The 14,484-nt window shown below is 64.4% G+C and carries 10 protein-coding genes; 5 read left to right on the forward strand and 5 right to left on the reverse strand.

Features of this window, described 5'->3' with window-relative positions; genetic code table 11:
• Nucleotides 1-19: 19 nt before the first annotated feature.
• On the reverse strand, nt 20-565 hold the full coding sequence (locus AC1MGT_RS15400) for an SRPBCC family protein (RefSeq protein WP_499500874.1): 546 nt from the start codon (nt 563-565) through the stop codon (nt 20-22).
• A 313-nt stretch (nt 566-878) separates the two neighbouring features.
• On the opposite strand from AC1MGT_RS15400, the gene AC1MGT_RS15405 reads away from it, so the two are divergent.
• The gene (locus AC1MGT_RS15405) at nt 879-3,191 is read left to right on the forward strand and encodes a UvrD-helicase domain-containing protein (RefSeq protein WP_499500875.1); all 2,313 of its coding nucleotides are present in this window, start codon (nt 879-881) and stop codon (nt 3,189-3,191) included.
• Between the two features lie 46 nt (nt 3,192-3,237).
• On the opposite strand, the gene AC1MGT_RS15410 is transcribed toward AC1MGT_RS15405, so the two are convergent.
• The 3 genes from AC1MGT_RS15410 to AC1MGT_RS15420 form a co-directional block, all read right to left on the reverse strand.
• Nucleotides 3,238-4,023: a BPSS1780 family membrane protein gene (locus tag AC1MGT_RS15410; protein WP_499500876.1), complete on the reverse strand. Its 786-nt coding sequence runs from the start codon at nt 4,021-4,023 to the stop codon at nt 3,238-3,240.
• Nucleotides 4,020-5,027: a homoserine kinase gene (locus tag AC1MGT_RS15415; RefSeq protein WP_499500877.1), complete on the reverse strand. Its 1,008-nt coding sequence runs from the start codon at nt 5,025-5,027 to the stop codon at nt 4,020-4,022. The genes AC1MGT_RS15410 and AC1MGT_RS15415 overlap by 4 nt, the downstream gene beginning before the upstream one ends.
• Before the next feature lie 64 nt (nt 5,028-5,091).
• Nucleotides 5,092-5,634, reverse strand: coding sequence for a hypothetical protein (locus AC1MGT_RS15420; RefSeq protein ID WP_499500878.1), 543 nt, complete (start codon nt 5,632-5,634; stop codon nt 5,092-5,094).
• A gap of 194 nt (nt 5,635-5,828) precedes the next feature.
• On the opposite strand from AC1MGT_RS15420, the gene polA reads away from it, so the two are divergent.
• The 4 genes from polA (at nt 5,829) to AC1MGT_RS15440 (ending at nt 13,483) form a co-directional block, all read left to right on the forward strand.
• Complete coding sequence (gene polA / locus AC1MGT_RS15425; protein WP_499500879.1) at nt 5,829-8,603, forward strand: DNA polymerase I; 2,775 nt, start codon at nt 5,829-5,831, stop codon at nt 8,601-8,603.
• A gap of 93 nt (nt 8,604-8,696) precedes the next feature.
• A complete protein-coding gene (locus AC1MGT_RS15430) occupies nt 8,697-11,633 on the forward strand; it encodes a hybrid sensor histidine kinase/response regulator (RefSeq protein WP_499500880.1) in 2,937 nt (978 codons plus the stop codon).
• 78 nt (nt 11,634-11,711) lie between these two features.
• Nucleotides 11,712-12,596, forward strand: a complete 885-nt coding sequence (locus tag AC1MGT_RS15435) for a dienelactone hydrolase family protein (RefSeq protein ID WP_499500881.1) — start codon at nt 11,712-11,714, stop codon at nt 12,594-12,596.
• 188 nt (nt 12,597-12,784) lie between these two features.
• Nucleotides 12,785-13,483, forward strand: coding sequence for a ZIP family metal transporter (locus AC1MGT_RS15440; RefSeq protein WP_499456698.1), 699 nt, complete (start codon nt 12,785-12,787; stop codon nt 13,481-13,483).
• Nucleotides 13,484-13,625: 142 nt separating this feature from the next.
• Here the strand turns inward: AC1MGT_RS15440 and AC1MGT_RS15445 are convergent, their stop codons facing one another.
• Nucleotides 13,626-14,480 (reverse strand): sulfurtransferase, encoded by an 855-nt coding sequence (locus AC1MGT_RS15445; RefSeq protein WP_499500882.1) that lies wholly within the window; start codon nt 14,478-14,480, stop codon nt 13,626-13,628.
• Nucleotides 14,481-14,484 lie beyond the last annotated feature (4 nt).

The following is a 14,484-nucleotide window of genomic DNA, read 5'->3' on the forward strand; positions in this document are numbered from 1 at the left end:
GTCGAGCAATGCTGGTCGATCAATGCTGGTCGACCTTGCCGCGCCAGGCGCCGGTTTCACTGCCACGCTGCTCGAGCAGTTCCTTCAGGTTGGCCAGGTTGGCGCGCGCTTCCATGCGCACGGCGCCCAGGGCATCGCCCAGCGTTTCCAGCGCGCCTTCGGGCTCGTAATCCATCTGCAGCGCGATGCGCGTGACGGTATCCGAGATCTTGTGGAAGGTGACGACACCGCCATTTTTCACACCGGTGACGCTGCGCCATGCGATGCGGTCATCCGGAATCTGTTCGGTGATCTCGGCATCCCACTCTTTTTCTTCGCCGGCGACATTTGCGCGCCAGTGCAGGTGCGTGTCGTCGAGCTGGCGGATTTCCTTCACGCTCTTCATGAATTGCGGGAAGTCTTCGAATTGCGTGAACTGGTTATAGGCGGTGCTCACTGGCACGTTGATCTCGATGGTTTCGACGATTCCCGAGCTGGCGCCAAAGCCATTGTTTCCCTTGAGTTTTTTTGACAGCATGACACCGCCAACGGCCAGTGCGGCCATGGTCACTACGCGTCCTAGCATGATCATTCTCCTTGTTAAGATTTTCACGAGCTTGTCGCAAAGCTGGTGTTAACATAAGCGAAACACTCACCGCGCGGCGCGCGCTTGAGAAGCTTGAATCGTGAAAATTGCGCGAAGTTAATCCTCTTTCTTCGGTGAAATGTCCGAAGATAACGGCGGGAAGGGTGGCAACGATATTCGGTGGGCGCTTCTGCAGTGCAGTCCGGATTGATACCAATGGCACACCGTTCAACAGCGTATTGGTCCGCCTTCGTCACGCGTACGCCACGAAACTGGATGGGCATACAGTATATCGCGGCGGTATAATGGCCGGATGCTGAAACTCGACACCCTGAACCCTGAACAATTTGCCGCCGTCACCTTGCCGGCGCAAAGCGCCCTGATCCTGGCCGGCGCCGGCTCGGGCAAGACGCGCGTTCTGACCACGCGGATTGCCTGGCTGATCCAGACCAATCAGGTCTCGCCCGCCGGCATCATGGCGGTGACGTTCACGAACAAGGCCGCGAAAGAAATGCTCACGCGCCTGTCGTCGATGCTGCCGATTAACACGCGGGGCATGTGGATCGGCACCTTCCACGGCCTGTGCAACCGGCTGCTGCGCACGCACTACCGCGACGCCGCGCTGCCGCAGACGTTTCAGATTCTCGATTCGCAAGACCAGCTTTCGCTGATCAAGCGCATGCTCAAGGCGCACAACGTCGACGATGAAAAGTACCCGGCCAAGGCGCTGATGTACTTCATCAACAACGCCAAAGACCAGGGCTTGCGCGCGTCGCAGGTCGAGGCCTACGACCCGATCGAGCGCCGCATGGTCGAACTGTATGAACTGTACGACCAGCAGTGCCAGCGCGAAGGCGTCGTCGATTTCGCCGAACTGCTGCTGCGCTCCTACGAGCTGCTGTCGCGCAATACGCCGCTGCGCCACCACTACCAGATGCGCTTCCGTCACATCCTGGTCGACGAGTTCCAGGATACCAACGACCTCCAATACAATCTGCTCAAGCTGCTGGCGGGGCAGGGCGAATCGGGCGGCGGCGCCATCTTTGCCGTCGGCGACGATGACCAGAGCATCTATGCCTTCCGCGGCGCCAACGTCGGCAACATGTCGGCGTTCGAACGCGACTACCAGGTCAAGAACCTGATCAAGCTCGAGCAGAATTACCGCTCGCATGGCCACATCCTCGACAGCGCCAACTTCCTGATCGCCAACAACGTCAAGCGCCTGGGCAAGAACCTGCGCACGGATGCCGGGCAGGGCGAGCAGGTGCGCGTGTATGAGGCGTCGTCGGATCTCGAAGAAGCGCAGTGGATCATCGAAGAATCCAAGAGCCTCATGAACGAGGGCATGGGCCGCAATGAAATCGCGATCCTGTACCGCAGCAACGCGCAGAGCCGCGTGATCGAGCATGCTCTGTTTGCGGCCGGCATTCCATACACCGTGTACGGCGGCCTGCGCTACTTCCAGCGCGCCGAGGTCAAGCACGCGATCGCCTACCTGCAGCTGATGGACAATCCGCACAACGATTCGGCCTTCATGCGCGTGGTGAACTTCCCCACGCGCGGCATCGGCGCGCGTTCGATCGAGCAGTTGCAGATGGCAGCCGACAGCTACGGCATTTCGCTGTACGCGGCCGTGCCGTACATGACGGGCAAGGCCGGCACCGTGCTGGGCAACTTCGTCAAGCTGATCGAAGGCGCGCGCTTCGAGACCCAGCAATTGCCGCTGCCCGAACTGGTGCGCGTGGTGCTCGAGCGCAGTACGCTGCTGACGCACTACGGCAATGAAAAAGAAGGCGCCGACCGCATCGAAAACCTGGAGCAGATGGTCAGCGCCGCGACCCAGTTCGTGCAAGAAGAGGGCTTCGGCACCCAGGCGCCGGCCCACCTCGGCCCACCGGCGCAGGCGCAGGCCGGTGAATCGGTCGTCTACCAGGATGGCATCGAGATCCTCGATGGCGGTGCGCCGCTGCCTACCGTGATGTCGCCGCTGTCGGCCTTCCTGTCGCACGCGTCGCTCGAAGCGGGCGACGCCCAGGCGCAGGCCGGGCAAGAGGCGCTGCAACTGATGACGGTGCACTCGGCCAAGGGCCTCGAATTCGACGCCGTGTTCATCACGGGCCTCGAAGAAGGCCTGTTCCCGCACGAGAGCAGCGCGCGCGAGGCCGACGGTGTCGACGAAGAACGGCGCCTGATGTACGTGGCAATCACGCGCGCGCGCCGCCGTCTGTACATGAGCTTTACGCAGCAGCGCATGCTGCATGGTCAAACGCGCTTCAACATGAAATCGCGCTTCTTCGACGAACTGCCCGATGAATCGATCAAGTGGCTCTCGCCACGCGTGCAGGGCAACTGGTTTGGCGGGCGAAAGTCGACCACGGCATGGGACGACGCCAAGTTCCGCGAAGGCGGCAGCGACAACAAGATCGCGCAGCAGATCACGCAAAAGGCGGGCAATGGCACTGGCTGGCGGGTGGGCGAGAGCGTCGTTCACGCCAAGTTCGGCGAAGGCGTGATCGTTAACATCGAGGGCGGCGCCGGTGCGGCGCGGGCCCAGATCAACTTTGGTTCGGCGGGGGTGAAGGTGCTGGATCTGTCGATCGCGAAGCTGGAGCGGGTGGGCCGCTAGGTGGGGCACGTTGGCGGCGCTGCCGCCAACGTCGGTAGAACGTTGATTACCGCTGCTTGTCGAGGCTGACCTTGCTACCGGGTTCTGCCGGTGGCTTGCCGAAGATCTCGCGATAGCCCACATACAGCGCGCACTGCAGCAGCAGGATGAACAGGAAGATCACCCACATGATCACGACGCGGGCGATGCTGCTACCGCCCAGGATGACGGCGATCACCATGCACACGGTAAAGAAGATGCCGAACCACGCCAGCAGCATCACGATGAAGATGCTCGCGCTGCGCTTGACGGCGAAAAAGCTGTAGAACACGGCCTTGAACGGCGGCATTTTCTGCCAGTACGTCAGCGGCGCGGCGAAGCACAGCGAAATCAGCGCCACCGCATCGAGCGCGAAAATCAGGAACATCGCCAGCACGTCCTGGCCTGCCAGCACGGCCGGGGTGCCACTGGTGCTCTGGGCCTGCACCTGTTCCCAGAAGTCCGGCTGCACGGCAAAGCGCGTGATCAGTGTCAGGATCAGCGACACGCCCAGGTAGACGATGCCGACCTTGCACAGCTCACGCAGCACCGGCTTGCGAAAACCCGTCAGCGCCACGGCCGGCGTGACGCGCTGGCCGTTCTCGATCATCGAGCACGCCATCATGAACGCCATCGAGAACGAGGGAATCAGCACCACCGCCACCATCGCGCCCAGCACCGGCACGGCGCTGATCAGAATACTGACCAGAATATTGGCGAACAGCAGCGTGGTCAGCGCGGCCGGTTGTTGACGAAACAGCAGGGCGCCATTTTTGAGCCAGGTCCAGCCGGTAGATGCAGGTAGTTTGTTCATGTAATGACAGTGGTGGGCAAGCCCGGCGCGGGGTGCGCAATGCGCTCGCGCAGAATACGTTCGAAATGGGTGGGGTCGTGCGGCGTCAACAGCTCGGCCGCGCGGGGAAGGTGCAGATCATACAGGCGTGACAGCCAGAAGCGTAGTGCGCCCGCGCGCAACAGTGGTTGCCAGGCGTCGCGCTCGTCGTCGGTGAACGGGCGCACCGCGTGGTAAGCATCGAGCAGGGCGCGCACGCGTGCTTCGTCCAGCTCCCCTGTGGCGAGGTCGACGCACCAGTCGTTGACCGTGACGGCCACGTCGTACAGCCAGGTATCGATGCCGGCAAAGTAAAAGTCGAAGCAGCCGCTCAGGCGCTCGCCTTCGAACATCACGTTATTGCGAAACAGGTCGGCGTGCACCGGGCCGCGGGTCAGGTTGGCATAGGTAGCGCTTGCGGCGAATGTGGCCTGGAACGCGACTTCGTCCCGCAGCAGCGTGGCTTCGGCCTCGCTCAGCAATGGCGCAACCTCGGGCGCGGTTGCCGTCCACCAGTCGATGCCGCGCAGGTTCGGCTGCTGCAGCGCAAAGTCCTGCGCCGCCAGATGCATCCGCGCCAGCATGCGGCCCACTTCGGCGCAATGCACCGGCTGGGGAGCGAGCTGCGAGCTGCCATTCAGGCGGCTGACGATGATCGCCGGCTTGCCGTGCAGGCTCACGATCAGCTCGCCATCGTTGTTGGGCACCGGCGCCGGCACGGGAATGCCGCGGCCAGCCAGGTGGCGCATCAGGTTGACATAGAAGGGGAGCTGGTCGAAGCGCAGGTTCTCGAAGATCGTCAGCACGTAGTGACCGGACTGCGGACCGGACTGCGGACCGGACTGCGTACCGTGCTGAGTATTCAAAAAGAAGTTGCTGTTGTCGATGCCGGAGGAAATGCCTTCGAGCCCGACGGCCTGGCCGAGGGGGAACTGCTTGATCCACTGGTGAAGGTCATCCAGCGAGACCGCGGTGAAAACTGCCATGAGCTAGCAAGAAAGAGAAGTGGACGATGGCCGCGACACTACCGCGCGAACGCGGCAGGCGGGATCATTGTTTGGTGGTCGGCTCGAGCGCAGGTGGTGGCGGCACGTCGGCGCGCGCCGGGATCGTCCCGGCTGCACCGGCACGGGCGGGCGCCGCGGCAGCTGGCTGCTCGTCGGTGTTCTGTTTCTTGGGATTGCCAAAATCAAATTCCATCACTTGCCATTGTGGGGCACGGATGCTGCTGCCCGAGATATCGCCTGGTTGGGCATTTCCCGGTGCAACGTTGGGCTTCATGGTGTAACGGCTTGGGCCGGCTTGCACTTCGACTTCGTTGATCTTGCCATCATTGCCGCGTTTCTCGGTAATGACCGTGCCTTTGCGCGGCGGGATCGTCGTGGCCGGTACGTCGCTGCCCGGCTCGATGCGCTCGAGCTGCGGCGGCGCGTCGCTTGGGCGCTGCTGCTGGGCTGGCTGGGCTGGCGTCGTGGCGCGTGGCGCCGGCTGGGTCTGCGTTTGCGGTGGTGTGGTCGGCTGCGCCGATGCCAGGCCCGCGTGGGCGAACAGGCACAGCGTCAGGAGGGCAAAGCGGGGTGTCGAGCGCAGCATGATGGTCACCTAATGTCGTTTAGTCCATTGTAGCAAACAGTACCGCCTCCCTGTGAAACGTGTGCTACATCCCATGATTGCTGCGAGGAATTGAGACGCTGGAGCGGGCGCTGCTCATCCTGCGGATTCTGCGATAATGGCAGCGACCCTGGCGCCACTCTCGACGCCGCATGCTTACCTGATTTTCGCCCCCTATGGACAATACCCTTCTGCTCGTCGACGGTTCCAGCTATCTCTACCGCGCCTTCCATGCATTGCCCGACCTGAGGAGCCCGGACGGCTTCCCCACGGGCGCCATGCACGGCATGGTCAATATGCTGCGCCGCCTGCGCGCCGACTTCCCGGCCGCCTACATCGCTTGCGTGTTCGATGCCAAGGGCAAGACCTTCCGCGATGACCTGTATCCCGACTACAAGGCCACGCGTGCGTCGATGCCGGAAGACCTGGGCAAGCAGATCGAGCCGATCCACGAAGTGGTGCGGCTCATGGGCTGGCCGATCCTGATGGTCGATGGCGTCGAGGCCGACGACGTGATCGGCACGCTGGCCGTGCAAGCCACTGCGCGCGGCATGAAGACGGTCGTCTCCACCGGCGACAAGGACCTGGCCCAGCTCGTCAACGACAAGGTCATGCTGATCAACACGATGAGCAACGAGCGCCTGGACGACGCTGGCGTGCTGGCCAAGTTCGGCGTGCCGCCAAACCGCATCATCGATTACCTGACGCTCGTTGGCGACACCGTCGACAACGTGCCGGGCGTGCCCAAGTGCGGTCCCAAGACAGCGGTCAAGTGGCTCACGCTGCATGGCTCGCTCGATGGCGTGATGGAAAACGCCGGCAGTATCGGTGGCGCCGTGGGCGAGAACCTGCGCGCGGCGCTCGACTGGCTGCCGAAAGGCCGTGAACTCATCACCGTGAAGACCGACTGCGACCTGGTCAAGCACGTGGTGTCGTTCGAAGAAACGCTCGTCGGCCGGCCCGAAAATGCCGACGCGCTGCGTGAATTCTTCAGCCGCTACGGCTTCAAGACGATGCTGCGCGACCTGGGTGGCGCCAAAGCCGGTGACGGCAGCGTGCGCCCGGCCGCCGGCAGCGCGCCGGGCGGCGGTCCGCTCAATTCGCCGGAAGGCGCGCAGGCCACGCTCGACGGCATGCCGGTCATCAAGGGCGAGTACGAGACGATTCTGCTTGACGAGCAGCTGGACGCGTGGCTGGCGCTGATCGATGCTGCTGCACTCACGTCGGTCGATACCGAAACGACGTCGCTCGATCCGATGACGGCGCAGATGGTGGGCATTTCGCTGTCGGTCGAACCCGGCAAGGGCGCCTACATCCCGCTGGCGCACCGCTACGCCGGCGCGCCTGACCAGCTCGAGCGCGAACACGTGCTGGAAAAGATGCGCGCCTGGCTGGAAAATCCGGCCAAGCCCAAGCTCGGCCAGAACCTCAAGTACGACATGCACATCTTCGCCAACCATGGCATCACCCTGAAGGGCATCGTGCACGACACGCTGCTGCAGTCGTACGTGTTCGAGTCGCACAAGCCGCACGATATGGACACGATGGCCATGCGCCACCTGGGCTACACGACGATTCCGTTCGTGGATGTATGCGGCAAGGGCGTCAACCAGATCTGCTTCGACCAGGTCGAACTGGGCCGCGCCACCGAGTACGCGGCCGAGGATTCCGACATCACGCTGCGCCTGCACGGGTCGATGCTGCCGCACGTCGAAGCCGACAAGGGCCTCACCTACATCTATCGCGACATCGAGATGCCGACGATGGAAGTGCTGCACAAGATCGAGCGCAACGGCGTGCTGATCGACAGCGACCTGCTGGGCGTGCAATCGAACGAGCTGGGCAAGCGCATGCTCGAACTCGAGCAGCAGGCGTACGAGCTGGCCGGCGGCCCGTTCAACCTGGGTTCGCCGAAGCAGATCGGCGAGATCTTCTTCGTCAAACTCGGCCTGCCGGTGATCAAGAAGACCGCCACCGGGGCGGCATCGACCGACGAGGAAGTGCTGCAGAAGCTTGCCGAGGATTACCCGCTGCCGAAGATCCTGCTCGAGCACCGCGGCATGTCCAAACTCAAGTCGACCTATACCGACAAGCTGCCGAAGATGGTCAACGCCAGCACGGGCCGCGTGCACACCAATTACTCGCAGGCGGTGGCAATCACGGGCCGTCTGTCGTCCAATGAGCCGAACCTGCAGAATATCCCGGTGCGCAACGCCGAAGGACGCCGCATCCGCGAAGCCTTCATCGCGCCGCCGGGCAGCGTGATCGTCTCGGCCGACTATTCGCAGATCGAGCTGCGCATCATGGCGCATATCTCGGGCGACGCCGCGATGCTCAAGGCCTTTGCCGATGGCGAAGACATCCACCGCGCGACGGCCGCCGAGATCTTCGGCATCCCGCCAGCGGACGTGCAGAGCGAACAGCGCCGCTATGCCAAGGTCATCAACTTCGGCCTGATCTACGGCATGAGCGCCTTCGGCCTCGCGGCCAATCTGAACATCGAACGGGGCGCTGCCGCCAATTATATTGAGCGTTATTTCGCGCGCTTCTCGGGCGTGAAGCAGTACATGGACGAAACGCGCCTGCACGCCAAGGCGCGCGGCTATGTTGAAACGGTGTTCGGCCGCCGCCTGTGGCTGCCCGAGATCAATTCGCCGAACGGCCCGCGCCGCGCCGGCGCCGAACGGGCCGCGATCAATGCGCCGATGCAGGGCACGGCGGCTGACCTGATCAAGCTGGCGATGATTGCCGTGCAGGGCTGGCTCGAAACCGAAAAGCTGAGCACGCGCATGATCATGCAGGTGCACGATGAGCTGGTGCTCGAGGTGCCGCAGGCCGAACTTGAACTGGTGCGCGTGAAGCTGCCCGAACTGATGGCTGGCGTGGCGACGCTGAAGGTGCCGCTGGTGGCCGAAACGGGCGTCGGCGAAAACTGGGAAAAGGCGCACTAACCGTGGGGTGGACGGCTACGCTGTCCACGCGTTGACCCAAAAATCCGTTACAGAACGCGTATTTTTCTCGCAATTTATATGTGAGAATAAGTGATGTTTACGCAACCTGACTACGCGGCACTGTTCGCGGCCTCGCCGTATCCTTATCTGCTCATCAACCGGGATTTCACCATCATTGGTGCAAATCCCGCGTATCTGGAGTCGACCGGGCGCACGGCGCAGCAGATCGTCGGCCAGCACATCTTCGAGGCGTTTCCGGCCGATCCGAACGACCCCGCATCGACCAACGTCGACGAGGTACGCCGGTCAATCGAACAAGCCTTTGCGACGAAGCAGCCGCACACCAGCGCGCTGCTGCGCTATGCGGTACCGCGCGAAACGCCTGGCGGCCACGTGTTCGGCGAGCGTTACTGGAGTGCGATCCATACGCCAGTGTTCGATGCGGCCGGCGAGGTCGCCTTCGTGGCGCAAAACGCCATCGATGTCACGGATCTGTACCGGTTTGACGCCGCCAGCGGCGCCTACCATCTCAGGCATGGCGCGCATGCGGTGTCCGACATGCCGCAGATGACCCGGCCGCAGATGCACGAGGCGATGACGCGCATCCTGAGCCTGGAGCGCAGCCAGTTGCAGACGATGTTCAACCAGGCGCCGAGCTTTATCGCGGTGCTCACCGGCCCCGACCATGTCTTCGAGATGGCCAACGAAGCGTATTACCAGCTGGTCGGGCGCCGGGAGCTGATCGGCAAACCCCTGCTCGACGCGCTGCCGGAGCTGGCGGCGCAGGGCGTGCGCCGCGTATTCGATGGCGTCTTCGCGGGCGGCAAACCGGTTGTGCTGCGCGATTCATTGATCTCGCTGCAGCGCCGGCCAGATGGCGCGCTGGAACAACGCTACGTCGATCTGCTGTGCCAGCCGATCTTCGGCCACGACGGGCAGGTAACGGGCATCTTCGCCCAGGGCAGCGATGTCACCGAGGCCTATCACGCGGCGCAGGCGCTGTTCGAAAAAGTCCAGCAGCTCGAAGCGGTTCGCGAAAACCAGACCTTCCAGCTCACACTGGCCGACCGCATCCGGCAGCTCGCCGACCCGGATGACGTGACCGAGGCAGCCTGCGAGCTGCTGGGCCGCGCCCTGCAGGTGTCGCGCGTGCTGTATGCGCAGATCGACGATGCCGCCGGCACCGTTGCGATCGTACGCGACTGGACCGCGCAGGGTGTGCCCAGCCTGGCCGGCAAGGTCATGGTCATGGACGATTTCGGCCCGCCGATGATCGCCGCGCTGCGCGCCGGCCAGACCGTTGTCAACCACGATGTCGCGCGGGACAGCCGCACCGCGGGCAATACCGGCATCTATGCGCAGATCGGCGTCGGCGCCGACCTGCTGGTCCCGTACATCAAGGCCGGCAAGATGCGGGTCGTGTTGACGGTGCAGAATGCCGCGCCGCGGCGGTGGCGCGAGGCCGAGATACGGATGGCGCAGGAAACCGCCGAGCGCACCTGGTCGGCGGTCGAAGCGGCCCGCGCGCACGCCGCGCTGCGCCGTGAACGCGACCAGAGCCAGAGCATCTTCGACAGCATGGGCGAGGGCTTCGCGGTGCTCGACAAAAACTGGAACATCCTGCGCATGAACGCCGAAGGCCTGCGCCTGACCCAGCGCCGCGCCGAAGATGTCATTGGCCACAACCACTGGGAAGTCTGGCCCGAACTGCGCGCTACCCCGGCCGACGCGGTGTTCCGGCGCGTGATGAGCACCGGCGCCCCGGGGATTCTCGAGCTGGCCCACCGCATGCCGGATGGACGCCAGGCCTGGATCGAAACGCGCACCCACCGCTCGCTCGATGGCGGCATCGCGTTCTTCTTCCGCGATGTCACCGAGCGCCGCGAAGCGCAAGAGCAGCTCACTGCCGCCGACCGGCGCAAGGACGAATTCCTGGCGATGCTGGCGCACGAGCTGCGCAATCCGCTCGCGCCGATCGGCGCGGCCGCCGACCTGCTGCAACGGGCGCGGCTCGATGAAGCGCAGGTGCGCAAGACCAGCCAGGTCATCGGGCGCCAGGTGCGCCACATGACGAGCCTCGTCGACGATCTGCTCGACGTCTCGCGCGTCACGCGCGGCCTGGTGGCGCTGCACACCGAGCGCCTGGACATCCGGCATATCGTGAACGACGCGATCGAGCAGGTCACGCCCCTGATTCACGCCCGCCGCCATCACCTGGCGCTCGAATTGCCGCCGCAAGCACCGCTGGTCGAGGGCGACCACAAGCGCCTGGTGCAGGTGCTGGCCAACCTGCTGAGCAATGCGGCGAAGTACACGCCCGAAGGTGGCCACATCACCTTGAGCACCGAAGTGCGTGCGACACACGTGCTGCTGCGGGTGGCCGACGACGGCATCGGCATGGCGCCCGAACTGGTCGCGCGCGCGTTCGAGCTGTTTTCGCAGGCCGAGCGTTCGTCCGACCGGTCGCTGGGCGGACTGGGACTGGGCCTGGCGCTGGTGAAAAGCCTGGTCGGCCTGCATCATGGCAGCGTCGCCTGCGAGAGTGCGGGGCAGGGCAAGGGCAGCACCTTCACGGTGTGCCTGCCGCGCCTGGACAGCGAGGTCGCGGCCGCAGGCATTCCGACCGCCGGCCCGGTGAGCGCGCCGGCGCCGTCGGACCATCTTCGCATCATGGTGGTGGACGACAACGTGGACGCGGCGACGATGCTCGCGCTGCTGCTCGAATCGAACGGGCACGAGGTGCGCGTCGAGCATGCGGCGTTGCCGGCGCTGGCTGCGGCCGAGCACGCGGCGCCGCATGTATACCTGCTCGATATCGGCCTGCCCGACCTCGATGGCATCGAACTGGCACGGCGCCTGCGCGCCCGGGCCAACGCGCAGCGCGCGGTGCTGGTGGCAATCACCGGCTACGGCCAGGAGCAGGATCGCGCGCGCACTGCGGCTGCCGGTTTCAACCATCATCTGGTCAAGCCGGTCGACATGCAGAAGCTGTACGCGATCCTCGATGACGTGGTGCCTGCGCACACGTAGCGCAGTGTGCGCCATGTGCGCCCGGTGCAGGCGATGCTAAACTCGCAAGCCTGTCCACCACTGATCGAAGGGATGACCATGAAAGACCTCGTCAACGACGCCGGCAGTCTGCTCGGCGCGAGCGCATACACCGATGGCGTCGGGCGCCGCGACTTCATCCGGGCCGCCATCGGCACCGGCTTTGCCGCCAGCGCGCTGCCGGTCATGGCGCAGACCCAGATCCAGACCGATACCGACGGCCTTGACGCCGGCGACACCATCCTCGTCATCGACGGCCAGGACGTGCCGGTCTATCGCGCCCAGCCCAAGGGCAAGACGGGCGTGCCGGTGATCCTGGTGATCTCCGAAATCTTCGGTGTGCACGAATACATCAAGGACGTCGTGCGCCGCTTCGCCAAGCAGGGTTACATGGCGATTGCGCCCGACCTGTTCGTGCGCCAGGGCGATGCGACCAAGGCGCCGAGCACGGCCGAGCTGATGAAGAACATCGTCTCAAAAACACCCGATGCACAGGTGATGTCGGACCTCGACCGCGTGGTCACGTGGGCCGCCCAGCGCGGCGGCAACACCGAAAAACTGGGCATCACCGGTTTTTGCTGGGGCGGGCGCATCACCTGGCTGTACGCGGCGCATAACCTCAAGGTCAAGGCGGGCGTCGCCTGGTACGGCCGCCTGGTCGGCGAAGCAACCGCCACGTCGCCCAAGCACCCGATCGACTTTGCCCAGAACCTGAAAGTGCCGGTGCTGGGCCTGTATGGCGCGAAGGACACCGGCATTCCGGTCGAATCGGTCCAGCGCATGCAGGCCGCGCTCGACAAGGGCAACAGCCGCTCGACGATCCACGTGTATCCGGAGTCGGGCCACGCCTTCCACGCCGACTACCGCCCGATGTACAACGCGGCGGATGCGCAGGATGGCTGGAACCGCGCGCTGGCGTGGTTCGCCAAATACGGCGTCGCCTGATGTAGCAGGCGCCGCCTTGGACGAGGGCAGGCCGGGAGCGGTACAATGCCCGGTTTGCGGCTCGTCGCACGTACAGAACAAGAGGCCTTCAAATCGACCCGTTTTCAGCCCCATTCATCGACCCGACCCTGCGCTCGATCCTGCTCGCGACGCTCGTCGCCGGCGTCGTCAGCATCTCCGGGGCTGCCATTTTCTCGTTTGCCCTGCTGTCGAAAGTGGTGGAAAAGATGGTCAGCCTGTCGGTCGGCATCATGCTGGCCACATCGCTGCTGCACGCGCTGCCGGAAGCATTCGATTCGGGCGCCGATACCCGCAGCCTGTTCGCCACGCTGCTGGGCGGCCTGCTGGCCTTCTTCTTGCTGGAGAAGGTGGCCCTGCTGCGCCACTCGCATCATCACGAAGGCGACGGCCACCACCACGCCCACGGGCACGACGCGCGTGAGGCGGGCAAGGCCGGCTGGATGATCTTGCTCGGCGACGGCATGCACAACTTCACCGACGGCATCCTGATCGCCGCGGCCTTCCTGGCCAATCCTGAACTTGGCATCGTCACCGCGCTGGCCATCGTCGCGCATGAAATTCCGCAGGAGATCGGTGACTTCATCGTGCTGCTCAATGCCGGCTTCTCGCGCCTGCGCGCCTATGTGTTCAACCTGCTGTGCAGCCTGATGGCGGTGGCGGGGGGCTTGCTGGGGTATTACACGCTGGACCGGGCCAGCGGCCTGATTCCGTACGTGCTGGTGTTTGCATCGTCAGGGTTCATCTATATCGCGGTGAGCGACCTGATGCCGCAGATGCAGCGGCGTTCGACGTTGCGCGAGTCGATCCCGCAGGTGGTGCTGATCGGCCTGGGCGTGGCGATCGTCTTTGCGTTGCACGCGTTTTGATGTTGAATTAGTGGCGGCGCTGCGGACTTGGGTTCCAGCCTCCGCTGGAACGACGTGTTTGTGTCGCGTGGCGCAATAGCTGCTTTTAGCTGCTTGCCTGGAAACCGTCGTTCCAGCGAAGGCTGGAACCCAGGTTGGTTGACTAATCCGCGCCTTTGGCGACCGGCCGCGCCGGATCGCCAACCCACTCGCTCCACGACCCCGGATACAGCGCGGCGCCCGGCAAGCCTGCCACTTCCAGTGCCAGCAGATTGTGGCAGGCGGTCACGCCGGAGCCGCACTGCATGATGGCTGCGGCAGGATCGTCGATCAGGGCGCCAAATTCTTCCCGCAACTGCGCAGCATCCTTGAAGCGCCCGTCAGCCCCCAGGTTGTCCTTGAAGAACCGGTTCTTCGCCCCCGGAATATGCCCGCCCACCGGATCCATGGTCTCGTTCTCGCCACGATAGCGGTCGGCTGCGCGCGCATCGATCACGATCCGTTTGCCGCTTTCCAGATTGTCCAGCACCTCGCGCACCGTCACGGTCGGCACGAACGGCGCACGTACGTTCAGGGCGCCGCGCGGCCTGGTGCGCACCTCGGTCGTCAACGGCTGCCCGGCAGCCTCCCACGCGGCCAGCCCGCCATCGAGTACCGCCACCGCCTCGTGCCCCAGCCAGCGCAGCAGCCACCACAGGCGCGCCGCGAACATGCCGCCGTGCGCGTCATACGCCACCACCTGCGTGGTGTCGTCGATGCCGAAGTCGCGCAGGGCTTCGGCCAGCACTTCCCGGCCGGGCAGCGGATGCCGGCCCAGGAACACGCCATCGGCGCCGTTCTTTGCACCCGACAGCACCGTCTCGATATCGGCAAACACCGCGCCTGGCAGGTGGCCGCTCGCGTAAGCATCGCGGCCGGCGGCCAGGTTCATCAGGTCGTGGCGGCAATCGACGACGACCCAGGCCGGGTCGTCGATGTGTGCGGCCAGGTCGGCGGCAGAAATCAGGGTCTGGTGCATGACG

It is taken from the genome of Telluria sp. BA11, assembly GCF_056680305.1.

Bases quoted from the DNA above. Each gene is read 5' to 3' on its own strand.
- AC1MGT_RS15405 (WP_499500875.1), top strand. From the start codon at position 879: ATGCTGAAACTCGACACCCTGAACCCTGAACAATTTGCCGCCGTCACC.
- AC1MGT_RS15400 (WP_499500874.1), bottom strand. From the start codon at position 565: ATGCTAGGACGCGTAGTGACCATGGCCGCACTGGCCGTTGGCGGTGTC.
- polA (WP_499500879.1), top strand. From the start codon at position 5,829: ATGGACAATACCCTTCTGCTCGTCGACGGTTCCAGCTATCTCTACCGC.
- AC1MGT_RS15415 (WP_499500877.1), bottom strand. From the start codon at position 5,027: ATGGCAGTTTTCACCGCGGTCTCGCTGGATGACCTTCACCAGTGGATC.
- AC1MGT_RS15445 (WP_499500882.1), bottom strand. From the start codon at position 14,480: ATGCACCAGACCCTGATTTCTGCCGCCGACCTGGCCGCACACATCGAC.
- AC1MGT_RS15435 (WP_499500881.1), top strand. From the start codon at position 11,712: ATGAAAGACCTCGTCAACGACGCCGGCAGTCTGCTCGGCGCGAGCGCA.
- AC1MGT_RS15430 (WP_499500880.1), top strand. From the start codon at position 8,697: ATGTTTACGCAACCTGACTACGCGGCACTGTTCGCGGCCTCGCCGTAT.
- AC1MGT_RS15410 (WP_499500876.1), bottom strand. From the start codon at position 4,023: ATGAACAAACTACCTGCATCTACCGGCTGGACCTGGCTCAAAAATGGC.
- AC1MGT_RS15420 (WP_499500878.1), bottom strand. From the start codon at position 5,634: ATGCTGCGCTCGACACCCCGCTTTGCCCTCCTGACGCTGTGCCTGTTC.